We start from the raw sequence: 26,003 nt of genomic DNA on the forward strand, positions 1-26,003 counted from the left end.
TTAAGCATAAACTGCGCTTTTTCGCCTGTTTTTGCCTTGCATCGGCTGCCTCGAAAACGTTTTTCAACGGCCTGCTAGGAGACTTTGAGTCGGTAAGCTAGAGATTTGATATGAACAGCGACGCACTATTTGGTATGGCATTGGGATTACAAGCGCCGTGGAGAATTACGGATATAACCTTCAAAAAAACGCCGCAGCAAGACATGAATTGCACTTGAGAATTGGGTTTGTTACTGGCAGCAAACTCAAAGACGAGGCAGGTGTTGATTGCGCTGTTCAATACACAATTGAGCGTCAGTGGCAGCACCTCAACTTCTCTGAACACCATTGTTTCTTAAATTGCAAAGTACCGCGCATCACCATCAGTGAAGGCAAGGTGCGAATAGTCGATGTGCCGTGGGCACGGGCAAACAATGCATGCAAAGCATCGCCCGGCATTTGATAAAGAAAGGCGTGACACCGGAGCAGATCGAACAACTCAGCATGGACTTATCCCCTGCATTTATTGCCGGAGCGGCCCAATCATTTCCCAAGGCATCAATCACTTTTGATCGCTTTCATGAGGTCAAACTGCTCAACGAGGCCATAAACAATGTGCGTATTGATGAACGTAAGGAGCATGCTGCGCTAAAGAATCACAAGTACACGTTTCTAAAAAACAAAGCGGCGTTGTCCGACAAGAAAAGATAGGCGCTTAAAGAAATGATTACGCTGTACCCCACGCTAGGCGTAGCTTATCGATTGAAGGAGTTATTCAACGATTTATGAGCGATACCAGACAAGCCAGCGGCGAATGCCTTTCTGAACGACTGGTACGCTTAGGTTGAGAAGGCAGAAATCCCAGCCTTTCGGAAGTTTGCCAACACACTCAGAACACATTGGTCGGGGATAATTCACTTTGTCGAGTAGAACATTAATAACGCAATATTGAAGAACATCAACAGCAGAATCAATTGGCCAAACGACGTGCTCACCGCTTTAGAAACGTCAAGAACTACATCATTATGATCTATTTCTTGTGCGGAAAGCTAACTTTATCATAACCACGGTATTTCACTAGACCCAGAAAAATTAAGTGTGCAATCGAACAGACACGTAAATGCAGTAATCCGTATATTAGTAATCTCTTATCCTAAATAAATATATGGTTGTAAGGATAATAAGATTCTTCTGCCAACTCTCAAACTTAATAATCAAAAAAACATTTACTTTTTCTTGAGGGATATATTTATTTCTGAGAAGAAAAAAGTTTTGTTGACCCGCTTACTTAAGTAACCAAAAACATGGAGTAAATTAAATGCAAATCAAATATAAAGGTTTCAGTATTATTACGGGGGCAGAATGTGATGCTACTTCGGATGTATGGAATGGGCGCTTTAGAATTATGGATAATAAAGACATTGTTGTCTATGAAAGTTTTACTCAACCTACTTCATATCAAGCTGAAGCCTCCAATACTGCGAAGAAAGCTGCTTATGAATGGATTGATGGGCAAAAGTTATGACTGATATTTTGAAATCTGCATTTAACTTTCAAAAGATTTTCATAACTATAATGTGTTAAACCCCTACGCATTCAGATGTAATCTTAAACCCACATTGTATTAAGAATCCGTAGCCTTTTATGATTTATACCGTTCTACATAAATAATGAAAATCTTTAAATGGATTGGAATTACTGTTGTAATTTCGATGCTTTTGTTTATTCTGTTGTTTTCCCTGAAGAATTGGAATTGGGTGCGCGACTTAGCTGCGCATTAAATCAGTGAGCTCACACATCGCACTCTTACTATTGATGGAGATTTAACTATCAATTGGTCTTTAGTTCCAAATATAAGGTTTGAAAATATAAAGTTTGAGAATGCGGCCTGGGGTAAACACCCTTATATGTTTGAAATTGCAGCTATAGATATAAGTGTCGACTTGAAAGAGATTCTTAAAGGTCGCTTTATAATCCCACAAATTATACTCACTAAACCGAATATTATTTTAGAAAGATCCACCGAGGGTAAAGGTAACTGGGAGTTTCAGGATAATGAAAACGCTCATAATAAAGATAGAGAATTCCCAATCATTGAACGTGTGCGGATTGTAGATGGAACTCTAACTTATGAAGATTTAACTTCACATACACACTTCAGTGCTTTTTTTGCTACTAAAATAAAAGAGGAGGATGGGGAAGAATCTACTGTATTACAGGGTGAAGGCAAGCTAAGAGGGCGTCCTTTAACCATAAACTTAAATGCCGGACCATTAGTCGCGCTTCGACAAGCAAAACAGCCTTATCCAATGGTTTTAGAATTACATGCTGGAAAAACTTCGGTTAAAGTTAATGGTACCTTAACCCAGCCTCTCCAACTCCAAGGCATAGATTTACAATTTGACATTAAAGGACCTAATCCAGAACAGTTATCGCATGTCCTTGGAGCGCCGATGCCTAGTTTACCTCTTTATCAATTAAAAGGTGATTTATCGCATCATGATGATATATGGCAGATTCAAAGGTTACATGGGCATGTGGGAGATAGCGATCTCGCAGGAAATATTACTGTAAAGATTGTTGCTGGACAACCACACATAACAGCGGATTTAAATTCAAAAAAAATAAATTTAAATGATTTTGGACCATTTCCTCAAAGCCTATCGGCTTTAAGAAAATTACAGAAAATGAATGCCAATATTTCTATACGCAGCAAACTTGTTGACACAAAAGTGCCTATAGATAATCTTAAGATGCATATAATTATTAAGGAAGGGCATTTAATTCTTTCTCCTCTCGATTTTAGTGTTGCCGGGGGAAATATCCGATCACGAATTGAGTTCGATACAAAAACTCAGCCCATAAAGAGCAAGATTGAGATCGAAATACATCATGTGAAATTGGGTGAAATTCTACGGCGTTTCAAAATCGCTGATAAAAGTGCGGGATTGATCGGCGGCCAAGGAATATTCTGGTTCAAGGGAAATTCGCTCGCAGAAATGCTAGCCTCAGCAGATGGCGGTTTGTTAATGTTAATGACAGGAGGTCGATTAGATGGTTTATTGGTTGAGCTGGCAGGTCTTGATATAGGCGAAGCTATAGTTGCGCTATTTGATAAGGATGATAATACGGAAATCAATTGTGCTTTCGTGGATCTTCCAACAAGTGGAGGCATAATTAATATGAAAACCTTTGTGGTAGATACTAAAGACACTGTTTTTTTTGGTAGCGGATCAATTGACTTCAATTCAGTGCAACTGGATCTGGTTATTGATCCAAAGCCTAAAGACTTGAGTTTGTTTTCGGCTCGCGCGCCTCTTCATATAAAAGGGAGTTTAAAAGACCCCACTTTTACTCCTGGGGCTTCCGCTATTTTGCGGGGAGCTGTTTCACTGGCTTTGCTACCTTCGGCGCCAATTGTAAGCTTATATTCACTACTTCAAAAAGATCAGAAAGATCAAGGAAATCATAAACAAGACAACATCCTTTGTGGCGGCCTAGTCGAGGCTATCAATGAAGCCCGCAAGTAAATTCTGTAGTTCTATAACAATAGAAATGACTAATTTAAATAAACAAAAAAAGAGATATATATACCTTATATTTTATTTGTTCATCTCCATTGTAGTGAATGGTTGCGCTGGTCTTCATAATGCGAAGACTGTTGAAGAAATTCCGCAAGAAGATGTGGTCTTAGCTATGAAAATTAAAGCAAAATTGATTGAAGCTAAAGAGTTGAATGCTGCAGCTATCAATGTAGAAGCTTCAAATGGATTAGTAAAACTAAGGGGATTTGTCGAAACTCAATCGCAACGAAAATTAGCACATTCAATTACGCAAAAAATACCCAACGTCAAAAAAGTCGATAACCAAATTAAAGTCCAATAAAACAATATCTATCTCCGATATGTTGTAACAATTTAATTTAATTGAAATTTTTAGCTTACCCCGAAGAATAGTCTTCGAGGTAAGCTCAGTGAAAGGGCAACAACGGTCCATTCCCTAGTCCCATAGAGTCGCCAGATCTCTTTACTGTCAAGTGGTGTTAAGCGTGTTCTTTTGTGTATATTCACGACTACATCCTCTAAAAAAGATGTAAACAACGCTAATAAAAATCACACCTAAGTATATTTCCAAGCATCAAGAAAAGATCAGGCTACAGTCACAATGTCTGCTGAATTTGTGAGCAGAATCTAGATATAGTTTTAAATAAATATAACTTACGAATGTGTTCTATCGAACAGACGGAAATTTTTATTTTAAATATTACCACTATTGAAGTTATTTCACCCATGATAAAAAATGAAATCTTTCAATAAGTTTTAAAATCATTATTACATACCGGAGATCATATAAATGAATAAATTAAAGAATTTTTCTGTATCAACAATCGCTATTGCATTAATTATCTCTGCTAGCGTTGCATGTTCTGCTAGTGATAGAGCTGAAAAAGAAGCTGATCGGTTAGAAGATACAGCAGATCAAATTCGAAAAGAAGACAAAGAAAATAGAAAAGCAATTGAAAAATCTGGTGAAGAAATAGCCGATCAAAAGGAAGAAGAAGCTAAACAATTAAGAAAATCTGCTGAAGACAAAGCTGATAGAATGGAAGATGATGCCAAAAGAGTTAGAAAAGCAACTGAAAAATAATTGAGATTCTCGCAATTATAGAAGTATAGTTCGAATTTTAATGATAATTTGAACTCATTCATAATCTATATTCTGTTGGCATAATTAATTCGCTGTTATTAATTTCTATGCCACATTGACCGTTCAAATAATACAATAAGCAGTTCCTATAATTGGATTCTAGCGTTTCTATAGTTTCGGATAGTTGTAATGCTTGTTTTGTTAATTGGTCAAAGTTTCTTCCATAGACTTTTGCGGATGCTCTCCCAGCTTTCTTGCGTAAATGTTTAGTAGAAGATAATGTATAGCGGGCTGCTCGATTTACTTCGCTATCAGGATCAAGCCCACGTTTAATCATCAACTCTTTTATTTCGTCATCTGTTTTAGATCGATCCGTATACTCCCTTCGTCTTTCTTATTGCTTCCGAAGGATTCTTGGTGCTTTCGTTATGCATATAACAGTTATTCCTCTTCTTATGCAGCCCTAAACGGCAATATCGATGCGCCGATCTTTATAGCATCCAAGTAATTCGCCCAGTCCTGCATCATGCGTGCCCGTGGTTCCAGATACAGGGCATGGTTATAACTTGCTGATACTGCATCACGTTTGGCATGTGCAAGCTGTAATTCAATATGCTCATGACTATAACCGCGTTCGTGAAGGATCGTTGAAGCTATTCCTCTGAAGCCGTGGCCGGTCATGCGTGAGTGATACCCCAACCGGTAGAGTGCATACAGGATGGTGTTATTGCTCATCGTTTTTCCGTCTCTGCGTTCACTGGGAAACAGCAAGATTTGATCGGCTGCCAGATCCTTTATTTTCTCCAATACTGCAATAGCTTGATTGGATAGGGGCACGATATGCGGAGTTTTCATCTTCATGCGTTCAGCCGGTATACGCCATTGCTTTTTATCCAGCTCTATTTCGTCCCACCGCGCACCGATTAACTCACTGGTACGGATAAACGTTAATGCCATCAATTGCAATGCTAGCTTTGTTAATGGCTGTCCATTGTATTCATCGATCTTGCGGAGTAGTTCGGGTAATTCTTTTTGATCTAACCTTGCATAGTTGGTTTTTTTGGTGGGTTTCAGTACATCCGAAGGTTTGATATCTGCTGCTGGATTGCGTTCTGCTAGTCCATGTGCCACGGCATAGCGCATGATCTGGTTGCAAGTGGTTAGTACTCTTTTTGCAATATCCATCGCGCCGCGTGCTTCAACCTTCTTGATAACCGTTATCAGCATGGGTGCTGTTAATTCAGTGATTGGCTTTCTGCCGATAAAGGGAAACACATCAGCCTCTAACCGCCTAATCGTATAACCAGCATGACGCTCATTTCTACCAGATTTCCAGTGATTCCACCAAAGGCGTGCTATGGATTCAAAGCTGTTTTCAGCCGCGATGGCTTCTTGCTGCTTTTGTTCTTGTCTATGTTGCGAGGGGTCAATGCCTTGTGCTAATAGTTCTTTAAATCGTGCGTGTTCATTGCGTGCATTCTTTAATGTCACATCAGGGTAAATACCCATAGAGAGCATTTTTGCTGTACTATTAAAGCGATATCGGTATCGCCACCATTTAGCGCCTGAAGGTTGAACCAGCAAAACAAGTCCATGACCATCAGGAAGTGAGTAAGGCTTCTCTTTGGGTTTTGCTGCTTTAATTTCTGGGTCTGTCAGCTTCATGTGAAAACACCCTCTGCCAGTAGCTTGCACAAATATGTGAGTAACATCTTCACGAGTATTATAGTTACTCACGATCTTACTCACAAATTTATCTTGTTACTCACATTTCACATGATTGGCTATGGATAACAAGAAACCCGATAAACTTTTCATTTATGCGGGTCTTGTTGGTGTTGATGTGTGTCTATTGTGCTATCTGTGGCGGAGAGGATGGGATTCGAACCCATGTGCCAAGTTACCCTGACCAACTGATTTCGAGTCAGCGCCGTTGTGACCGCTTCGGTACCTCTCCGGTTGCTGGAAATAATACACCCGCTTGACTCATCTTAGATCAAACGGGTGTAAAAAACTGATACAAATTCTGTTTTTAAGCGCTTGCTGTCATAACACCACGCATTTTCTGTAGCGCTTTAACTTCGATCTGACGGATACGTTCTGCGGATACGCCCAGTTCATCAGCCAGATCATGCAGGGTGGCCGTATCTTTTTCCCTTAACCAGCGAGCTTCGATGATGTGACGGCTCCGATCATCCAGGCAAGCCAGAGATTGCTGTAATCCTTTTTCACGTAAGAAGCTGATCTGCTCACTCTCTAGAATTTTTGAGGGTTCTGCGCCGTCTGTCAGATAGCTGATCGGACTGAAAGTGTCATCCTCGTCATCAGACATCGGCTCCAGCGAAATATCCGAGCCATTGAATCGCTTTTCCATCTCGACCACTTCTTCAGATTTGACGTTAAGCTGCGTCGCCATCGCCTCTACTTCCTGCGGATTCAGCGTGCCCAATCCCTGCTTCATGCTGCGCAAGTTAAAGAATAATTTACGCTGCTGCTTGGTGGTGGCAATTTTAACCAAACGCCAGTTACGCATAATGAATTCATGGATCTCAGCTTTAATCCAATGCACCGCAAAAGACACGAGACGCACGCCACGTTCAGGATCAAAACGTTTGACTGCCTTCATTAGACCGATATTACCTTCCTGAATCAAATCGGCTTGTGGAAGACCATATCCTTTGTAACCACGCGCTATTGCAATCACAAAACGCAGATGGGACAAAATTAATTTTTGCGCAGCTTCAATATCGCCATGATTCCACAGGCGCTGCGCCAAACTGCTTTCTTCCTCTTGCGATAAAATAGGGAAAGAATTAGCAGACTGAATATAACTTTCAAGACTTCCTCCCAGTGAGGGGAGTGTTAAAGCATTCGTCATTATAATAATCTCCTGATTATGGTTTGTGCTTAACTTTATCCTCTAAATTTATTTTAGCACTCTGCTAATAAGAGTGCCAAATTTTTAAAAAGTTTCGTTACCAAGCCCTCACTTATCTGGGCTCTATTTGCCAGAGATGGCTTGCAACGGATATGCGTGCGCCAAGCCATCCCAGCCAGGCTGAAAACAATAACAGGCTAATGCTATCAGATGGAGAAAGCTGTTGGAGTTGCAGATCAAAGTCATAGAGTAGTGCAAGTGTGCCGAGTTCTTCATTCATCGCGCGTATGGCTAATGTCATGATAAGCCACGCAGTGGCACCACCGGCCAATCCTTGAATGGTACCAAAATAAAGAAAAGGACGTCGGATGAAGCTGTCGGTTGCACCTATTAATTTGGATATCTCGATTTCATCCCGTTTGGTAAGGATTTGCAAGCGGATAGTGTTAAACATGATAGCGATTATCGCGACACTTAATAGGGTCGTCAGCATCAATACAATAAAGCGTCCCAGTTTAAGCAATGCATTCAAGCGCTCGGCCCAGGCAGAGTCAAATTGCACATGCTCGATTTCCGGCCAGCTTTGCATTGTCGCACGTAATTTCTCCAGATTTCCAGGCGTGTTTTCCAAGGCATTCACAATGAAAGCATCCGGTAGCGGATTACGCACCAGGTTGGCACTGATATCAGCAAGTCCATTACTTTGCTGTAATTGATGCAGAGCAGCATCTTTCGAAATGAACTGGAAGCTTAAAATCTGTGAATCCTCTTCCATCCGTTGTTTGACACTTTCAATATCTTCTTTCTCAATATCCAGCTTAAGAAACAAACTCATTTGCGGGGAGCTCATCGTTTGTCCGGAAATGGCACTCAGATTTTCCATGAGTACATAAACACCCGTCGGTAAACTCAATGTGATACCCATCACGATGACACTGAGCAAGCTCGTAACAGGTGTAGCAATCAGCCGTTTGAGTGTGAGAAAAAATACAAACCCATGTTGCATCAACCATGCGCGTATCATACTGCCAGTTTTCCTTGATTCAGCGACAAAATACGATGCTCCGCGTCCTTCAATAAGGATGCATCATGGGTTGCAATCAGCACCGTGACCCCCACCTGATTGAATGATGTGAACATTGACATAATATCCTGGGCATATTCAATATCCAGATTACCGGTTGGCTCATCCGCAATAAGAATACTCGGACGATGAACCACTGCACGCGCAATACATAATCGCTGTCTTTCTCCACCTGATAACGCAATGGGCATAGCTTTTTCTTTTTTTAACAGACCAACTTTATCTAGCGCTGCTCGTACTCGGCCAGTGACCGTTTTGCTATCAAAGTTACTGATTTGCAGCGGCAATAATACATTATCAAAAACACTTCGATCAAACAGGAGATTGTGATCCTGGAAAATAAATCCGATCTTACGGCGTAAATACGGGATAGCGCCCAGCTTGAGTTGCGCAATGTTTTGCCCGCTCAGCGTAATCGTGCCGGAAGTCGGGCGTTCTATCGCGGCAATCAACTTTAATAACGTGCTTTTTCCCGCACCTGAGTGACCGGTTAGAAACACCATTTCACCGGATTCAACCGTAAAATCAATGTTATTTAGCGCAACATACCCATCCGGATAGCGTTTGGAAACATTTTTGAAGTTAATCATGCTATCGCCATATACTGATAACCATCAATCAAACATCGCTTCGACAAACTCTCTGGCGTCAAATGGTCTTAAATCATCCAAGCCTTCGCCAACGCCAACAAAACGTAATGCCGGCGGATTCTGTGGATATTGCCCGGCAATGGCTGCTACCACACCACCTTTGGCGGTACCATCCAGTTTGGTCAGAACCAGGCCAGTTACATTCAGCGCTTCATCAAAAGCCTTAACCTGTGTGATCGCATTCTGTCCGGTGTTGGCATCCAGCACCAGCAGTATTTCGTGTGGTGCATCTGGCATAGCTTTAGCGATCACACGTTTGACTTTTTTAATCTCTTCCATTAAATGCAGTTGCGTGGTCAAACGTCCAGCGGTATCTGCCAGCACAATATCAATGCCGCGTGCTTTGGCTGAATTGACTGCATCAAAAATCACTGCTGCCGGGTCACTTTTTTTATCTGGATCACTATCTGGCGCAATCACAGTGATATTATTTCGCTCACCCCATACAATCAGTTGTTCGCGTGCCGCTGCGCGGAAGGTATCACCAGCGGCCAGCAATACCGATTTGCCTTGTGATTGGAAATATTTGGCAAGCTTGCCGATAGAAGTTGTTTTTCCCACGCCATTGACACCTGTTATCATAATGACAAAAGGTTTTTGTATCGTGGTATCAAATGGTTGAACAAGCGGTTCCAGCATAGCGATGAGTGATTCCTTAAGCGCTTGTTTTAATTGCATGGAATCGGTTAATGCGTCGCGTCTCACTTGTTTGCGGAGATCTTCAAGTAATTGGTGGGTTGCGTTAACTCCAATGTCGGAAGTTAACAAAATAGTTTCCAGTTCTTCGTAAAGCACCTCGTCTATCTTGCCGCCCCCAAATAAGCTCGATAGCTGTTTACCCAAATTCTGCCGGGTGCGCGAGAGGCCTTGTTTGAGCTTGCTTGCTAAGCTCACTGATTCGGCAGATCTGGATTCAGATTCAGACTCGGTATCAGGTAAAACCGCTGCTTCAATAGGATCCTCAGGATTTTTTTTGGATTTAAAAAAACTAAACATTCTGGTAGGCTCTAATATGCATTGCAATTCTCAAAGCTTAATTTTATTCTGTTTACTCACATTTAGGTTAGTAAAAATGAAACCTGATCACCGTACTACTTTTTTCCGCTTCTTTTCATTTTCCGGGTTGTTGCTATTATCGAGTCTGTTAGTCTTATCGCCTGCGTTTGCCAATCCGCACGAGTATTTGCTCGATAATGGCTTGAAATTGATTGTAAAACAGGATCATCGCTCACCGGTCGTAGTGACACAAATCTGGTACAAGGCGGGCAGCATTGACGAATTAAATGGCGTAACCGGGGTTGCGCATGTGCTGGAGCATATGATGTTTAAAGGCACAGAAAAAGTGCCTAATGGAGAATTCTCAAAGAAAATCGCCGCCGCGGGCGGGCGCGAGAATGCTTTCACCAGTTACGATTACACCGCTTACTATCAACAATTGCACAAACGCAGTTTGCCTATGGCGATGGAGTTGGAATCGGATCGGATGCGTAACTTGATCCTAACCGAGGAAGAGTTCTCAAAAGAAATCAAAGTGGTTATGGAAGAGAGGCGATTGCGCACGGATGATCAAGCGCGCTCTTTGCTGTATGAAAAAATGATGGCCATGGCTTACCAGGCGCATCCATACAAAAACCCCATCATTGGCTGGATGAACGATCTGGAAAATATGCGCGTAGAAGACGCGCAGGAATGGTATGACCGCTGGTACGCGCCAAACAATGCAACACTGGTTGTGGTCGGTGATGTTGATGCGGAGGAAGTGTTCAAACTGGCACAAAAAAACTACGGCCTTATTCAAAAGCGCCCTTTATTACCGATAGATGCTCGCAAACCACAAACTGAGCCACCCCAGGCGGGCACCAAAAGAATAACCGTCAAAGCGCCAGCAGAATTGCCTTATCTAATCATGGGCTATCATGCCCCAGGAATTAAAAATGTAGCAACAGACTGGGAGCCTTACGCGTTGGAAATACTGGAAGGTGTGCTTGATGGTAATGCTTCGGCCAGACTGAACAAATCATTGGTACGCGAGAATCAAATTGCCAATTCCGCAAGCGCTGGCTATGGCGCAATGGCTCGCGGTCCGAGTATTTTCTTTCTCAGTGCGGTGCCGCGTGCTGGCAAAACGGTGGTAGAACTGGAACAGGCATTGCGGGGCGAGATTGAGAAAATTATTAAAGAAGGTGTCACGGAAGAAGAACTTGCCCGGGTTAAAGCACAAGTTGTGGCCAGCCATGTGTACCAACTCGACTCGATTTATTCTCAAGCCATGCAGCTTGGAAGGCTGGAAAGTATGGGATTTTCTTTTCGTGATGTTGATACCATACTGGAAAAGCTGAAAGCAGTCACTGCCGAACAAATACGTGATGTTACCAAAAAATATTTCAATGACGATAGCTTGACAGTAGCTGTGTTAGACCCGCAACCACTGGATAAAAAATTACCCGCTAAGGCACCTGCTGGACTCAGACATTGAGTTGATCGCATTCACCAATTGCTCTGACAATTACTTTGATAAATCAAATTACTGTCAGAGCAAAATTTCGCCTTGTTTAGCCTGCTAAGCAATATTTATTTTTTAGCATCGCCATGCGCGTGGACGTCATCTTTCTGTTGATCGTGTTGGTGCATATGATTCATCATGCCGTGCATTTCTGCTTCTTTCAGAAAGCCGTCTTTGTTGGCGTCCTTTTGATCAAACATAGCCTCATGGTGTTTCATAAACTCTTCCTTGCTGATCTTGCCATCTTTATTCAGATCCACTGAAGACATCATATGCGGACATTGATGGCCGTGGTGACCGCCGGACTTCATGTCGCCGTGACCTGCCGTTTGCCCGCTTTGGTGTTGGTGGCCGCTATCTTTAGTAGCGTTAGCCGCAGAAGCTGTTGTTGCTCCGAGCGTAAATAAAAAAACGATTCCAACAGCGACTGCAATCAAATTTCTTTTGTGGAGCATCTTGTTTCTCCTAGTAAGTAATGAGTGAAAGATAAAATTTTCTTTCCATTTTTTAGAAATGAACATCCCGGGAAAGTTCGGATAACAGCTTCAATACTAGCGTAATACTATAATTGAGAGTAAATAATGCTGCGATTTCAAGCAACAATAAAATGCTGGCGGTAATACTTAAGTTCGTTGATGGAGTCGTAAATATCTGCCAGCGCCTCATGTTTACTTTCTTTGGTTAGGCCGGATGCTATTTCCGGCTTCCAGCGTTTGACCAGTTCCTTGAAGGTGCTGACATCCAGGTTGCGATAATGAAAATACGCCTCCAACTGCGGCATGGTGCGTACCATAAAGCGCCGATCCTGGCAGATTGAATTACCACACATGGGCGATACACCCGAAGGCACATGCAATTTTAGAAATTCGATCATTTGTACTTCAACTTCAGTTTCGTTGAATCGAGAAGCTTTCACCTTGTCAATCAAACCCGATTTGGAATGGGTAGATTTATTCCACTTGTCCATGCCGTCTAGTATTTCATTCGATTGATGTACTACCAAAACCGGACCTTCAGCGACTACATTTAATTGCGAGTCGGTAACAACCAAAGCCACTTCAATAATGCGATCAGTATCTGGGCTGAGTCCGGTCATTTCCATGTCGACCCAGATGAGGTTATTGTTATCTTGTGCCATAATTATTTATATTTTTTGAATGCAATGCGTTTAATTGTGTCATATTGGCACTAGTCCGTCACTTTTAAAACAAAGAAGGAAATGCCGGTTCATTTTACAGCAATCATCTGATGATGCATGAATCCAAACTTTAGAGCTCAAATTATTTAATTATGCAAACATTTACATTGGTTTTTCTTATCGCATTATTGCTCACTACATCGACTCAAATTTGGCTGGCAGTAAGGCATTCTCGCCATGTACGCGCCCATCAGGATAAAGTACCGGAAGAATTCGCCAGCCAGATCAGTTTAAGTGATCACCAAAAGGCTGCGGATTACACCTGTGCTAAAACACGCGCAGGATATCCAAGCATGCTGTTGCATGTCTTGCTGTTGCTCGTTTTCACGCTGGGTGGCGGACTGAATGCTTTAAGTGATTTCTGGGCAGACTGGTTGAATGATCCGTTAGCGCATGGCATGGCGCTGATTATCAGCGCCTTCTTTATCATGAGTGCCGTCGAGCTTCCATTGAGTTATTACCGTACTTTTGTGATCGAAGAGCAATATGGGTTCAATAAAATGACCCCGGCCATGTTTTTTACCGATCTGATCAAGCAAACCGCGTTAGGTTTGTTGCTGGGTGTGCCTTTGTTATTTTGTGTGCTGTGGTTGATGGAAAAAATGGGGGAAAGTTGGTGGTTATATGCCTGGGTAGGTTGGATTGCTTTCAATTTATTTATTCTGGCGATTTTCCCCACCTGGATTGCGCCGCTGTTCAATAAATTTACCCCATTGGAAGATGCCACGCTCAAGACGCGCATCGAGCAGCTGATGAGCAAATGCGGTTTCAAAGCCAGCGGACTGTTCGTCATGGATGGTTCACGCCGGAGTAATCACGGTAATGCGTATTTCACTGGATTTGGCAAAACCAAACGCATTGTGTTTTTCGATACCCTGCTGGCGCGCCTCAATCCGGGTGAAATTGAAGCGGTACTGGCGCATGAACTGGGGCATTTTAAACATCGCCATGTGATTAAGCGCATCGTGATTTCGTTTGCAATGAGCCTGGCTTTTCTAGGAATATTGGGTTATTTAATGGAGCAAAGCTGGTTTTATGAAGGCTTGGGTGTATCGGTCTCTACCGTGCCGTCAACTGCGATGGCATTGCTATTGTTTTTCCTAGTGATGCCGGCATTCACCTTCTTGCTGCAACCGATATCGAGCATTTATTCACGCAAACATGAGTTTGAAGCGGATGCCTATGCTGCACAAAATTCATCGGCGGATGATCTGATCCATGCGCTGGTTAAGCTGTATCAGGATAATGCTGCGACACTCACACCGGATCCTTTGCATTCCGCCTTTTATGACTCACATCCACCGGCATCGATTCGTGTGGCGCATCTACAAAGTCAGGGACAATCATGAACAATACCGTATGTGATTTAACTTCCAAGCAATGCAAACCCTGCGAAGGCGGCGTACCGCCGCTATCTTCTGATGAAATTTCCGCCTTTTTGCAGCAAATCGAGGGATGGCAATTACAAAATAAGCAAATTAGCAAAACTTATGCATTCAAGAATTACTATCAAACGATGGCTTTTGTGAATGCGGCCGCGTGGATCTCCCATCGGGAAGATCATCATCCGGATATGATGGTTGGCTATAATCAATGTATAGTGACCTATACAACGCATGCGATTGGTGGTTTATCCGAAAATGATTTTATCTGCGCAGCCAAAATCGATAAACTGTTTGCAATTTGAGTATCCACCAGAAAAACGCAAAGAATAGCGTTCCATACTTAGCCGGACAGATTGTTGCCGCTTATGGCAGACACTTCTCCGTTGAAACGGAATTGGGTGAAATCGTATCGTGTGTCATGCGTGGTAAGAAAGGCGGCGTGGCTTGCGGGGATCAGGTTGAATGTCAGCTTACCACCATCGGGCAAGGCGTCATTGAAGCGATAAAACCGCGCAAATCGCTGTTATACCGCAGTGACAGCTTCAAGGAAAAAATCATTGCGGCCAATGTAACGCAAATCATCATAGTCGTAGCAGCAGTTCCCAGCTTTAGTGAGGAATTGATCAATCGTTGCCTGGTAGCCGTTGAGAGCGAAAATATCGAAGTATTGATTGTATTGAATAAAGCCGATCTCACAGAGCCCACTCAAGCAGCAATGAACATACTCTCGCTATACAAGGATCTTGGCTATCCTGTACTACAGCTAAGCGCCCTCAAAGATATTTCCGCACTCCAACCCTATTTGCAAGGCCATCTCAGTGTTTTGGCCGGACAATCGGGCATGGGCAAGTCAACTTTGCTCAATGCGCTGATCCCGCAAGCCAAGCGTGCCACCGCAGAAATCTCGGTAGCATTGGATTCCGGCTGCCACACAACCACGCATTCACAGCTTTACCATGTGGACGCTAACAGCGATATCATCGATTCCCCCGGAATTCAGGAATTTGGCTTAAATCATATTAAAGATGAAAATCTGGCATGGGGTTTTATCGAATTTCTCCCTTATATCGGGCAATGCAAATTCAGTAATTGCCGCCATACCTGTGAACCTGGCTGCGCCGTGACACTGGCCGTACAAGCAGGAAAAATTCATCGCAAGCGATTGGATTTTTATCATCGATTGTTGCGGCATGAAAGCCTTGATACAAACGAATAAAAGAAGTACTGAATAACGCACTACCCTGGCAATAGCCGCACGCCAGGTACAATAATGCGTCATTGACGCATTGCATACACTGCGGCAAGATGCGGGTCTGCAGGACAATTTAAAACAGCTGCTGTCATCGCTTCCAATCTTTTTAACTCAGTAATCTTATGACCATTACTCCCAACCGTCAGTGGGCATTGATTGCTGGCCCATTGCTCGCAATCGCTGTTGCCGTCGGAATGAATCAATCTGGCTGGGAAGGTCAAGCCTGCTGGACGGGCGCCGTGGCCATTCTGTGTGTTATTTGGTGGATATTTGAACCCATTCCTATCCCTGCAACGGCTATCATTCCTTTGGCGGTTTTTCCACTCACTGGCGTTTTGCCGCAGGAGAAAATAGCCGCAGCCTATGGCAGTGAGCTGATTTTATTGATGCTCGGTGGTTTCATTTTATCGGCCGCAATGGAGCGTTCCGGTGCACACCGCCGTATTGCGCTCGGCATGGTCAATGTCATTGGTGGTACCAGCAGCCGCCGTATCGTTTTGGGTTTTATGGTCGCGACTGCCGTGTTAAGCATGTGGATATCGAACACCGCGACGGTGTTGATGATGCTGCCGATTGCACTGGCTGTCATCACGCAGAGTCCCGATAAAAAATTAGCGTTACCACTGCTGCTGGCTATTGCTTATGGCAGCAGCATCGGAGGGTTAGGTACGCCGATCGGCACACCGCCGAATCTGGTTTTTATGCAGCAATACGAGAGTTTTACCGGAACGGCAGTGAGTTTCTCGCAATGGATGGGTTGGGGATTGCCCGTCGTTGTGATTTTTTTACCACTCGCTGGATTATGGCTCACGCGCAAACTGGATTATCGCGGCGAATTGGTGATTCCTCCTGCTGGCGACTGGCGGCCGGAAGAGCGTCGCGTGCTGATTATCTTTGGTTTGACCGCGTTGGCCTGGGTAACGCGTCTCGAACCGTTCGGTGGTTGGAGCACCTGGATGGGTCTCAAAGGCGCTAACGATGCGATTGTTGCGCTAGTTGCCGTGGTGATTCTATTTTTAGTACCGAATGGGCGCGGCGGCAAATTGATCGATTGGCAAACCGCAGAGCGCGTGCCCTGGGGCATTCTGATTCTGTTTGCCGCAGGCATCGCAATCGCCCAAGCTTTTGTCGAGTCCGGACTATCCCGTGCGATCGCCGATCAATTGGCTGTTCTCGCCAGCCTGCATCCGCTCGTGATGATCGCAACCATCGCGCTAATCGTCACTTTCCTGACCGAAACCACCAGCAATACCGCAACCACGATATTGCTGATGCCCATCCTGGCATCCGCAGCACTCGGCGCAGGCATCGATCCCGCTCTACTGATGGTACCCGCCGCGATGAGCGCGAGCTGCGCTTTCATGCTGCCTGTTGCCACTGCGCCGAATGCCATTGTATTCGGCAGCGGCCATGTCACCGTCGCCAATATGGTTCGAGAAGGGTTGACGCTGAATCTAATCGGGGTTGTGGTGATTACGCTGGTTTGTTATTTTTGGGTTGCGTAGGTGTCAAAATTCGGAAGCTACAAATTCGTTGATATCAAATTTCTCTTTAGCGTATCATAAGGTTTCTAGAAAAATTTGGCGAAGATTAAGATCCAAACTTCTGATTTGTACCGTTCATCCAGTTTCTGTCCAGTAGAATCATGAAAAAAATACGGTTAATACAATTATTTCTGGTGATTGTATTGTTCACGCTTTCGAGTCCTGTTTTTAGCCAACTGCAAAGAAATTTCCCGCCCGACAGCAAACTGGGTAAACTAACCGCAGTTTCCTTTCCGCAGTTCACTATCGATGGTCAGCAAATAATAATGCCGGCTGGCGGGCAAATCCGGGGTGTTGATAATCTGATAATCTTGCCGAGCGTGGCGAACTATATTGGGATTGTTCGCTACCAGCTGGATATCATGGGAAATTTGCACCGCGTCTGGATTCTAACCCCGGACGAAGTGAAAGCTGCGGAGCGTGAAGGGCTGCAGATACCAGCGCCAAAAAAACGCTTCTTCTTTTTCTAACATAGCACTGACAATTCGTGAGTAACAATCTCTATATTAAAACCTTTGGTTGCCAGATGAACGAATATGACTCGGAGAAAATGGCCGATGTCCTGCACGCCGCTTATGGCATGGAATGTACCGATGATCCGGCAGAAGCCGATATCATTCTGTTCAATACCTGTTCAGTGCGCGAAAAAGCACAAGAAAAAGTATTTCATGATTTGGGCCGTGTCCGTCATTTGAAAGAAAACAACCCCAATTTATTGATTGGTGTGGGTGGCTGCGTAGCTAGCCAGGAAGGCAAAGCAATTGTCAGTCGAGCACCGTATGTCGATGTCGTTTTTGGACCGCAAACGCTGCACCGGTTGCCACAACTTATCGAAACCCGCAAGACAACCGGTCGTTCACAAGTTGACATTTCGTTTCCTGAAATCGAAAAATTCGATCACCTGCCGCTCGCTCGGACTGAAGGCGTCACGGCTTTTGTTTCGATTATGGAAGGTTGTAGCAAATATTGCAGTTTTTGTGTGGTGCCGTATACGCGCGGTGAGGAAGTTTCACGGCCATTGGATGACGTGTTGACAGAAATTGCTATTCTGGCGGATCAAGGTATCAAGGAGATCACGCTGCTGGGGCAGAATGTTAACGCTTACCTGGGCGTAATGAATGACGGCGAAATCGCTGATTTTGCCTTGCTGCTCGAATACCTTCACGAAATACCGGGAATCGAGCGCATTCGGTATTCCACTTCACATCCGAAAGAATTTACCACTCGTTTGATTCAGGCTTATAGCCATTTGCCAAAACTGGTCAACCACTTGCATCTGCCGGTGCAATCCGGTTCAGACCGAGTGCTGGCGGCGATGAAACGGGGATATAGCGTATTGGAATACAAATCGATCATTCGCAAAGTACGTGTGATACGCCCGGATATTTCAGTAACTTCTGATTTCATCATTGGTTTTCCCGGAGAAACTGAGGCGGATTTTGCTGCAACCCTTAAATTGGTTGAAGATATGAACTTTGACGACTCCTACAGTTTTATCTACAGTCCACGTCCGGGCACGCCGGCTGCTGATTTGCCCGATGACACGCCACAGGAAGTCAAGCTGGAAAGGCTGCATCGATTGCAGGCGCAAATTAATCAGCAGTGCGCAAAAATCAGTCAGCAAATGATCGGTTCGGTACAGAGAGTGCTTCTGGCAGGCGTATCCAAAAAGAATGCGGATGAATTTTTTGGCCGTACGGATAATAATCGTGTCGTTAATTTAACGAGCGATCCTGAGCAAGTTGGCTGTTTTGTCAACGTACGCATCACAGAAGCACGGTCGCATACGTTGCGCGGTGAAATAGTGCATGAATAAAAAATTCTCACAGAAGGGTTTTACTTGCAAAGTATCCCGCCCGCTGAGAGAATTGTATTATCGTAACAGCATCGCTTGACATTGAAACCTACACCCCTCGAAATTTCTTTTACGCCAGCCGATAATCAGCGACTCGCGAATCTTTGTGGCGCTTTGGATGAAAACCTCAAACAGGTTGAAACAGCATTGGATGTAGCCATTTCACGGCGCGGTGAACATTTCAGTCTATCGGGAAAATCCGGTCAAACAAAACTGGCGGCGCAAGTATTACGCAATTTCTACAGCCAATCGCAGCAGCATCTGAGTCTGGAGCAAGTTCAACTTGGTTTGATCGAAGCACTAAGTCCGCAGAACGTGCCAGACCAAGCCGATGATTCGGATAAGGCTGCAACCATCAAACAGCCCGCGTTACTCACACGCCGCAGCAATTTGTATGGCCGAACCCAACGCCAGGCGCTGTATCTGCAACAAATTCAGGAGCACGATATCACTTTTGCCATTGGCCCGGCGGGTACTGGTAAAACTTATCTCGCAGTAGCCAGCGCTGTCGATGCGCTGGAACGCGGCTTGGTATCGCGCCTGATTTTGGTTCGTCCTGCGGTTGAGGCGGGCGAGCGTTTAGGGTTTCTACCCGGCGATATGACCCAGAAAGTTGATCCTTATTTACGCCCGCTGTATGACGCATTGTATGATTTAATGGGATTTGAAAAAACCAGTAAACAATTTGAGCGTAATACGATAGAAATCGCACCCCTGGCTTTTATGCGTGGACGCACGCTGAATCAGTCATTTATCATTCTGGATGAGGCACAAAACACCACGCCGGAACAAATGAAAATGTTCTTAACGCGCATTGGCTTGGGTTCCAAGGCTGTGATTACCGGCGATGTGACACAGATTGATCTGCCCAAGCATCAAAAAAGTGGACTGGTGGAAGTTCAGCAAGTTCTTAAAGACATCCGCGGTATTGCTTTCACGCATTTTAAATCCGAAGATGTGGTGAGACATCCTTTAGTACAACGCATTGTCACTGCCTATGAAAAACACGATAAGCGTAAGCAGGAGTCCTGACAAGCTTTTCGCATGGAGAAATCATTCAAGCTGATGGTGCAGTATGCGACAAATAGCACAGACGCACCCACACGGCCGCAGTTCCGCCGCTGGGTTAAAGCCGCTCTGATGCAGGAAGCTGAAATTGTTTTACGCATTGTGGATGAAGCGGAGGGATGTGAGTTGAATCATCAATTTCGCGATAAGGATTATGCGACGAACGTGCTAACTTTTGTTTATGACGATACGCAACCTTTAACGGGCGATATCGTGCTTTGCGCGCCGGTTGTCAGCAAAGAGTCACAGCAGCAGCATAAAAACCTGATCGCACATTACGCGCATCTGACTGTTCATGGTGTTTTGCATTTGCAAGGGTATGATCATATTGAAGAGGCCGAAGCAGTTGTGATGGAACAAATGGAAACACAGATACTGGCTCGGCTTGGCTATGATGATCCGTATACAGAGCATGGCGACGCAATTTCACCGCAATAATCCTATTAAAAATCTTTGCTTGGATAGTCAGCAAAGAAAATCTTTAACCCCTTTTTCTTTTACACCAACAGGACTCACTCGACATCATGGAAGAACCTCCTCCTAAAAGCGGCTGGTTAGAGCGATTAGGCGCTTTGCTGATCCGCAAACCGGAAGACCGCGAACAACTTATTACCGTGTTGCACTCTGCTTTTGAGAGCAATTTACTGGATTCGGACGCGCTCAGCATGATCGAAGGCGTCATGCAGGTTTCAGAAATGCAGGCGCGCGATATTATGGTGCCGCGTTCGCAAATGGATATCGTCGACATCAGCGAAACACCTGAAAAATTCATTCCATTTGTGATTGAAGCTGCGCATTCCCGTTTCCCGGTCACCGAAGGCAGCGAAGACAACATCATCGGCATTCTGCTGGCAAAAGATTTGCTGCGTTATTACGCCAGTGAAGAAGAATTCGCTATGCGCAACATGTTGCGACCGGCTGTATTCATCCCGGAATCCAAACGACTGAACGTTCTGCTTAAAGATTTCCGCAGCAATCGCAATCACATGGCCATTGTCGTCAATGAATATGGCGGCGTTGCCGGTTTGGTCACCATCGAAGATGTACTCGAACAGATTGTCGGGGAAATTGAAGACGAATACGATTTTGATGAAGAAGAAGATAACATCGTTATGGAAGCGGACGGACTTTATCGTGTCAAGGCGATTACCGAGATTGAAAACTTCAATGAACTGCTCGGTGCCGGTTTTAGCAACGATGACTATGACACGATCGGCGGTTTGGTCCTCAACAAATTTGGCCGCTTGCCGGTCCGGCACGAATCAGTCGTTATCGGCAACTTCAAATTTACCGTGCAACGCGCCGATAGCCGCCGGTTACACATCCTCAAGGTGGAAAAACTAGCAGCAGCGCCGGAAACCAGTGCAGAATAAAACTTTCGCGTGCTATTCGGAATCGCCTGCGTATTGCCCGGCTCATGTCTAAAATCACCACCCGTACGTATGATTCACATACATTCCAAACACTAAACGGTTGCGGATTATCGCCGGTACTCGCGCGTATTTATGCCGCACGCGGCATTGAAAATTCCAGTCAGCTCGAAACAGAATTGGCACACTTGATTCCGTTCGGGCAACTGAAAAATATCACGGTGACGGCAGCGTTGCTGGCCGATGCCATTGCAGCAAAAAAACGCCTGTTGATCGTGGCGGATTATGACTCCGATGGCGCAACGGCGTGCGCTGTCGGCATCCGTATTTTGCGCAAATTTGGCGCAATTGTTGATTACCTGGTGCCAAACCGTTTTGAATTCGGTTACGGGCTGACCCCGGAAATTGTGCATTTGGCGCATACCGCCAAGCAACCGGATATCCTGATTACCGTCGATAACGGCATTGCCAGCGTCGAAGGCGTGTCTGAAGCCAACCGGCTGGGCATGCAAGTGGTGATTACCGATCACCATCTCCCTGGGGATGAATTGCCCGCAGCTATGGCCATAGTCAATCCCAATCAACCCGGTTGCCCTTTTCCGAGCAAAAGTATCGCCGGTGTGGGCGTTATTTTTTACCTGATGCTGGCGCTGCGTGCTGAATTACGACAGCGCGGCGCTTTCAAAGAATCGGGGCAGGAACCCAACCTCGCTGGATTTCTTGATCTGGTGGCACTGGGAACGGTCGCCGATGTGGTCAAACTGGACAGTAACAATCGTATTTTGGTACAGCAAGGCCTGCAACGTATCCGCAAAGGCCGAGGTTGTGCGGGTATCAATGCGTTGTTGCAGGTATCGCGGCGGGAATATCAGCAAATCTCCACGTATGAACTGGGTTTCATGCTAGGGCCGCGATTGAATGCAGCCGGGCGTCTGGACGATATGTCGCTGGGTATTGAGTGCTTGATTACCGATGATGCAGCGTACGCGGCACAAATTGCCAAACAACTGGATGAACTAAACCGGCAGCGCCGCGAAATCGAGTCCACGATGCAGGAAAGCGCGTTACTCAAGCTGGAAGACACGCTCAAAACCCGGCAACCGGAAATCCAGACTGCCTACAGCATTTGCCTGTTCGATACCGAATGGCACCAGGGCGTCATCGGCATACTCGCTTCGCGCATCAAAGACAAACATCATCGCCCGGTCATCATTTTCGCACCCGGCAATGACGGCGAAATCAAAGGCTCCGGGCGGTCGATCAATGGCTTCCACCTGCGCGATGCGCTGGATCTGGTTGCCAAGCGTCATCCTGAGCTGATCCTCAAATTCGGCGGTCACGCAGCCGCAGCGGGATTGACGATTCATGCCCAGCATTTTGAGAAATTCTGCGATGCTTTTGAGCAAGTTGCGCAAATCCTGCTGACACCGGCCGATTTGACGCACGTGATCGAAACCGATGGCGATCTGGAGACTTCTGACATTAATTTGGAACTGGTTGAATACCTCGACCGGCAAGTGTGGGGGCAAGGTTTTCCGCAACCGTCATTTAATGCGCGGTTTTATGTCGAAAGCCAACGCATCGTCGGCGAAAAACATTTAAAACTGAAATTAAGAAAATTGGATTCCAATAATCCAGGTCAAACGCAACGGAAATCAGAGGATGCTTACGACGGTATTTTGTTTTTCCATAACGACCCGCTGCCCGATCTCATCGATGCGGTTTATCGCTTACAGATCAATGAATATAATGGCAAAACAACCTTACAATTACTGCTGGAGCATTGGTTTCACACAAATAGTGAGGTGAGCGGCGATGCACACTGAATTCACGCTCAATGGCGAATTGGCTGCCTTGCCGCATTTTGTGACCAGTCTTGCGATTGGCCTATTAATCGGACTGGAACGCGAACGCAGCCCAGGTTCGCGGGCAGGATTAAGAACTTTCGCTCTGGTCGCGTTATTTGGCACGCTGGCTGCGATGTTGTCGGAAAAGGCCACGCCCTGGCTGCTGCTAGGCGGCTTGCTGATCATCGGTTGTATGATGATCGCTGCCTATTCCCGTATCAAAGACGATAGCGCAGATCCAGGCACGACCACCATAGTCGCTATTCTGGTGTGCTATGGTTTGGGCGCTTCGGTCTGGTATGGCAACGACACACTGGCCGTCATGCTCGCCATCATCACCACGGTTTTGCTGTACTTCAAAACAGAACTGCACGGCATCACGCAAAAGCTAAGCCGACGGGATTTAATTTCCATACTGCAGTTTGCCGTGCTGACTTTTATCATTCTACCGATACTGCCGGACAAGAGCTATGGACCTTACGAAGCGATCAATCCGTATCAGGTCTGGTTAATGGTGGTATTGATCTCCGGCGTTAGTCTGGCGGGTTATGTCGCGCTACAACTGATCGGTCCACGCTACAGTGCCGTGCTGGGTTTATTCGGCGGACTGGTTTCCAGCACCGCCACAACACTGGTATACGCCCGCCGCAGCACGGAAAACCCAAATTTTATCCCGCTCGCTGTCGTGGTCATCCTTCTTGCCAATTTAACGGTGTTGATCCGCTTGGCTATCGTCAGTGCGGTGGCTTCTCCCGCCATATTGCCGCAGCTATTGCCTATTTTAGGCAGTGGTTTTCTGCTGGGATTAGGTGTCACAGCTTATTGGTGGTATCAGTTAGAACGGCAAAATGAGTTGCCGGTGCCAGAAACCAAAAATCCAACCGAAATGCGCACGGCAGCGGCTTTCGGACTGATCTATGGCATCGTGCTGTTTTTTGCCGCATGGCTATCCGACATCGCTGGCAGCAGCGGATTGTATGCCGTCGCGTTAGTCTCCGGCCTGACGGATGTCGACGCCATTACCCTGTCGAGCCTGCGTTTATATGAACTGGGAAAACTGGAAGCCACTCAAGCGGTAACGGCCATCTCACTCGCAATACTCTCCAACATCGGTTTCAAACTCGGCCTCATTTTCTTCATTGGCAACGCCTTGCTGGCGAAACAATGTATTGTAGGTATGCTCGCAACCGCTGCTGGTATTGGATTGGCGTTGCTGTTAATGGTCTAGATTGGAATCAAATAGTAATCGTTTTTCTACGATGTGCTACAAATCCTAACAAACCAAGCCCGGCGAGAAGCATGGCATAAGTCCCGGGTTCTGGAACGGCAGATGTAATCAGCAGATGCCCGCCTAAACTATCTGATGTAAGGTCTCCTTTGAATTTTCCAACAACACCAGCAAAGCTGAGGTTCAAACTATCAAAGCCTGTGATGCCATCGGCAACCAAGAAATTCCAGTGATCCCCAACCGAAGGGAAAAAGTCATTGCTAAAATTGATTGAAACATTGCCACCGGTAAAATCCGCATTGCCGTTGATAACGAGCACAGCATATTGCCCGGGTTCCGTTCCACTGATACCAATGTTAAGGGTGCCACTACTATGAAAATCGCCATTGAAGGTCAATGGGCCTCCAGGACTAACAGTTGCGCCACTACCTAAGGTTGCTTCGCCTGTAAAATTACCAGATCCGCTTACATGACCTTGATTGAACATAAAGGATGCTTGACTAAAACTTCCATTATTGATGATTTCTCCAGTATAGGCCGTCACTTCATCGTAAATATAGGTGCCGGAGCCATTAATTGTTCCGCCCGCTGCGTTCCATATCGGTGCATTGTGAAATACGTTATTGTTGGTTAAGATACTCCTGTTATGAATCAAAGAGTCTTCTACCAAACCATAATTAACCAGGGTTCCATCATTAAGGATATCGGCAAGGTGCAATCTGCCGTAGTTGTTGAGGATCCCAGTGTTTACAAGACCATCCCCTGTAGTGCCCAAATACCCGTCAAAGCTATTGTTAATTATTCCACTATTGTAAATTTGGACGATTTTACTCAAAGTACCGTGGTTGTCTAGAAGGCCGCTGTTGCCTATGGAAAAGAAATTTTCTACTTTACCGCTATTATTCAGGGTGCCGCTATTATTTAACCCAGTCCACCAGTCGTAGTGTGGCCACGGGATGCCGCCATTTAAAGAACCACCGCTGTCAATGATCAAATTTCCACTACTTTCATTGCTCAAGGTGATGTCTTCTGGCAAGGTAGTGTTGATAAGCAGGGTACCGTTCTTACCAACATGTAGCGTACCAAAATTAGTGAAATTGTAAGTTTCGGCATCGCTGCTCAGTACATCGATGGTATTGTCCACTGGATTCGGATTCGGACCGATCTGATAGGCTTGCGCAAAGACGGGTGCGCTTGCAAGGGCGATGCTGGTGAGTAGCGTAGAAATCTTTGTCATGTTCATGATGTTTCCTTTTATGGGTGTTTATCGATTCAAATTGAAAGCAGTGTTAAAGCATCACGGATTGGTCTGGGGTTCTGGAACCGGAGATACTGTCACGGATGCGGTCGCCGATAGCACATTGCCATTCGAAAGCGTATCGGTATCGGGATTGAAATTGGCATCCAGCGGACTGCGCGAAAATAGGTCGTAGGTCAACTGAGGTATGCTGATTTTCATGGAGTCCGAAGTTTCATAAAATGAAGACATGAAATGGAGGATGAAGATGGAATTAC

General features: G+C 45.3%; 26 protein-coding genes, 1 tRNA gene and 1 pseudogene. 17 read left to right on the forward strand and 11 right to left on the reverse strand.

The annotated features are described in order from the left end of the window. Positions 1-110 precede the first annotated feature (110 nt). The 5 genes and pseudogenes from K2P83_RS05685 to K2P83_RS05705 all read left to right on the forward strand — a co-directional run bounded on the left by K2P83_RS05685 (position 111) and on the right by K2P83_RS05705 (position 4,626). Positions 111-1,043: pseudogene (locus K2P83_RS05685) on the forward strand (transposase). Positions 1,044-1,297: 254 nt separating this feature from the next. Continuing rightward, entirely contained in the window at positions 1,298-1,504 is a 207-nt protein-coding gene (locus K2P83_RS05690; RefSeq protein WP_292927159.1) for a hypothetical protein, read from the forward strand. Positions 1,505-1,760: 256 nt separating this feature from the next. Continuing rightward, entirely contained in the window at positions 1,761-3,509 is a 1,749-nt protein-coding gene (locus tag K2P83_RS05695; protein WP_292927209.1) for an AsmA family protein, read from the forward strand. Positions 3,510-3,534: 25 nt separating this feature from the next. Further along, on the forward strand, positions 3,535-3,864 hold the full coding sequence (locus tag K2P83_RS05700) for a BON domain-containing protein (protein ID WP_292927161.1): 330 nt from the start codon (positions 3,535-3,537) through the stop codon (positions 3,862-3,864). Positions 3,865-4,332: 468 nt separating this feature from the next. Then, entirely contained in the window at positions 4,333-4,626 is a 294-nt protein-coding gene (locus tag K2P83_RS05705; protein ID WP_292927163.1) for a hypothetical protein, read from the forward strand. Positions 4,627-4,684: 58 nt separating this feature from the next. Here the strand turns inward: K2P83_RS05705 and K2P83_RS05710 are convergent, their stop codons facing one another. The 7 genes from K2P83_RS05710 to ftsY all read right to left on the reverse strand — a co-directional run bounded on the left by K2P83_RS05710 (position 4,685) and on the right by ftsY (position 10,234). Continuing rightward, complete coding sequence (locus tag K2P83_RS05710; RefSeq protein ID WP_292927165.1) at positions 4,685-4,963, reverse strand: hypothetical protein; 279 nt, start codon at positions 4,961-4,963, stop codon at positions 4,685-4,687. A 116-nt stretch (positions 4,964-5,079) separates the two neighbouring features. Continuing rightward, a complete protein-coding gene (locus K2P83_RS05715; protein ID WP_292927167.1) occupies positions 5,080-6,291 on the reverse strand; it encodes an integrase arm-type DNA-binding domain-containing protein in 1,212 nt (403 codons plus the stop codon). 199 nt (positions 6,292-6,490) lie between these two features. Beyond that, positions 6,491-6,583 (reverse strand) — tRNA-Ser (locus K2P83_RS05720). A gap of 75 nt (positions 6,584-6,658) precedes the next feature. Next, positions 6,659-7,504: an RNA polymerase sigma factor RpoH gene (gene rpoH / locus K2P83_RS05725; protein WP_292927169.1), complete on the reverse strand. Its 846-nt coding sequence runs from the start codon at positions 7,502-7,504 to the stop codon at positions 6,659-6,661. Between the two features lie 112 nt (positions 7,505-7,616). Next, the gene (ftsX, locus tag K2P83_RS05730) at positions 7,617-8,528 is read right to left on the reverse strand and encodes a permease-like cell division protein FtsX (protein ID WP_292927171.1); all 912 of its coding nucleotides are present in this window, start codon (positions 8,526-8,528) and stop codon (positions 7,617-7,619) included. Further along, positions 8,525-9,178 (reverse strand): cell division ATP-binding protein FtsE, encoded by a 654-nt coding sequence (gene ftsE / locus K2P83_RS05735; RefSeq protein WP_292927173.1) that lies wholly within the window; start codon positions 9,176-9,178, stop codon positions 8,525-8,527. Before ftsE ends, ftsX begins: the two co-directional genes overlap by 4 nt. A gap of 24 nt (positions 9,179-9,202) precedes the next feature. Beyond that, positions 9,203-10,234, reverse strand: coding sequence for a signal recognition particle-docking protein FtsY (ftsY, locus tag K2P83_RS05740; RefSeq protein WP_292927175.1), 1,032 nt, complete (start codon positions 10,232-10,234; stop codon positions 9,203-9,205). A 76-nt stretch (positions 10,235-10,310) separates the two neighbouring features. Between ftsY and K2P83_RS05745 the strand changes: the two genes are divergently transcribed. Further along, the gene (locus tag K2P83_RS05745) at positions 10,311-11,714 is read left to right on the forward strand and encodes a pitrilysin family protein (RefSeq protein ID WP_292927177.1); all 1,404 of its coding nucleotides are present in this window, start codon (positions 10,311-10,313) and stop codon (positions 11,712-11,714) included. A gap of 95 nt (positions 11,715-11,809) precedes the next feature. On the opposite strand, the gene K2P83_RS05750 is transcribed toward K2P83_RS05745, so the two are convergent. Beyond that, positions 11,810-12,196: an EF-hand domain-containing protein gene (locus K2P83_RS05750; RefSeq protein WP_292927179.1), complete on the reverse strand. Its 387-nt coding sequence runs from the start codon at positions 12,194-12,196 to the stop codon at positions 11,810-11,812. Between the two features lie 137 nt (positions 12,197-12,333). Continuing rightward, positions 12,334-12,879 carry an oligoribonuclease gene (gene orn, locus K2P83_RS05755; RefSeq protein WP_292927181.1) on the reverse strand — a complete coding sequence of 182 codons (546 nt, stop codon included), beginning with the start codon at positions 12,877-12,879 and terminating at the stop codon, positions 12,334-12,336. Between the two features lie 152 nt (positions 12,880-13,031). On the opposite strand from orn, the gene K2P83_RS05760 reads away from it, so the two are divergent. The 11 genes from K2P83_RS05760 to K2P83_RS05810 all read left to right on the forward strand — a co-directional run bounded on the left by K2P83_RS05760 (position 13,032) and on the right by K2P83_RS05810 (position 24,488). Beyond that, a complete protein-coding gene (locus tag K2P83_RS05760; protein WP_292927183.1) occupies positions 13,032-14,288 on the forward strand; it encodes a M48 family metallopeptidase in 1,257 nt (418 codons plus the stop codon). Then, positions 14,285-14,626: a 4a-hydroxytetrahydrobiopterin dehydratase gene (locus K2P83_RS05765; RefSeq protein WP_292927185.1), complete on the forward strand. Its 342-nt coding sequence runs from the start codon at positions 14,285-14,287 to the stop codon at positions 14,624-14,626. The genes K2P83_RS05760 and K2P83_RS05765 overlap by 4 nt, the downstream gene beginning before the upstream one ends. Further along, a complete protein-coding gene (rsgA, locus tag K2P83_RS05770; protein ID WP_292927187.1) occupies positions 14,623-15,540 on the forward strand; it encodes a ribosome small subunit-dependent GTPase A in 918 nt (305 codons plus the stop codon). Before K2P83_RS05765 ends, rsgA begins: the two co-directional genes overlap by 4 nt. Positions 15,541-15,698: 158 nt before the next feature. Next, the gene (locus tag K2P83_RS05775; protein WP_292927189.1) at positions 15,699-17,081 is read left to right on the forward strand and encodes an SLC13 family permease; all 1,383 of its coding nucleotides are present in this window, start codon (positions 15,699-15,701) and stop codon (positions 17,079-17,081) included. 140 nt (positions 17,082-17,221) lie between these two features. After that, positions 17,222-17,590, forward strand: coding sequence for a hypothetical protein (locus tag K2P83_RS05780; RefSeq protein ID WP_292927191.1), 369 nt, complete (start codon positions 17,222-17,224; stop codon positions 17,588-17,590). Between the two features lie 17 nt (positions 17,591-17,607). After that, complete coding sequence (gene miaB / locus K2P83_RS05785; RefSeq protein ID WP_292927193.1) at positions 17,608-18,936, forward strand: tRNA (N6-isopentenyl adenosine(37)-C2)-methylthiotransferase MiaB; 1,329 nt, start codon at positions 17,608-17,610, stop codon at positions 18,934-18,936. An 81-nt stretch (positions 18,937-19,017) separates the two neighbouring features. Further along, on the forward strand, positions 19,018-20,007 hold the full coding sequence (locus K2P83_RS05790) for a PhoH family protein (RefSeq protein ID WP_292927195.1): 990 nt from the start codon (positions 19,018-19,020) through the stop codon (positions 20,005-20,007). Between the two features lie 12 nt (positions 20,008-20,019). Continuing rightward, on the forward strand, positions 20,020-20,481 hold the full coding sequence (gene ybeY / locus K2P83_RS05795; protein ID WP_292927197.1) for an rRNA maturation RNase YbeY: 462 nt from the start codon (positions 20,020-20,022) through the stop codon (positions 20,479-20,481). A gap of 86 nt (positions 20,482-20,567) precedes the next feature. Further along, positions 20,568-21,416 (forward strand): transporter associated domain-containing protein, encoded by an 849-nt coding sequence (locus K2P83_RS05800; protein ID WP_292927199.1) that lies wholly within the window; start codon positions 20,568-20,570, stop codon positions 21,414-21,416. A gap of 44 nt (positions 21,417-21,460) precedes the next feature. After that, positions 21,461-23,239: a single-stranded-DNA-specific exonuclease RecJ gene (gene recJ, locus K2P83_RS05805; RefSeq protein ID WP_292927201.1), complete on the forward strand. Its 1,779-nt coding sequence runs from the start codon at positions 21,461-21,463 to the stop codon at positions 23,237-23,239. After that, positions 23,229-24,488: an MgtC/SapB family protein gene (locus K2P83_RS05810; RefSeq protein ID WP_292927203.1), complete on the forward strand. Its 1,260-nt coding sequence runs from the start codon at positions 23,229-23,231 to the stop codon at positions 24,486-24,488. The genes recJ and K2P83_RS05810 overlap by 11 nt, the downstream gene beginning before the upstream one ends. Before the next feature lie 7 nt (positions 24,489-24,495). On the opposite strand, the gene K2P83_RS05815 is transcribed toward K2P83_RS05810, so the two are convergent. Both K2P83_RS05815 and K2P83_RS05820 read right to left on the reverse strand, forming a co-directional pair. Beyond that, positions 24,496-25,731: an FxDxF family PEP-CTERM protein gene (locus K2P83_RS05815; protein ID WP_292927205.1), complete on the reverse strand. Its 1,236-nt coding sequence runs from the start codon at positions 25,729-25,731 to the stop codon at positions 24,496-24,498. Positions 25,732-25,785: 54 nt separating this feature from the next. Further along, a partial coding sequence (locus K2P83_RS05820) for a hypothetical protein (protein WP_292927207.1) occupies positions 25,786-26,003 on the reverse strand: 218 nt, incomplete at its 5' end.

Source organism: Nitrosomonas sp., assembly GCF_019752415.1.
Lineage (GTDB): Bacteria > Pseudomonadota > Gammaproteobacteria > Burkholderiales > Nitrosomonadaceae > Nitrosomonas.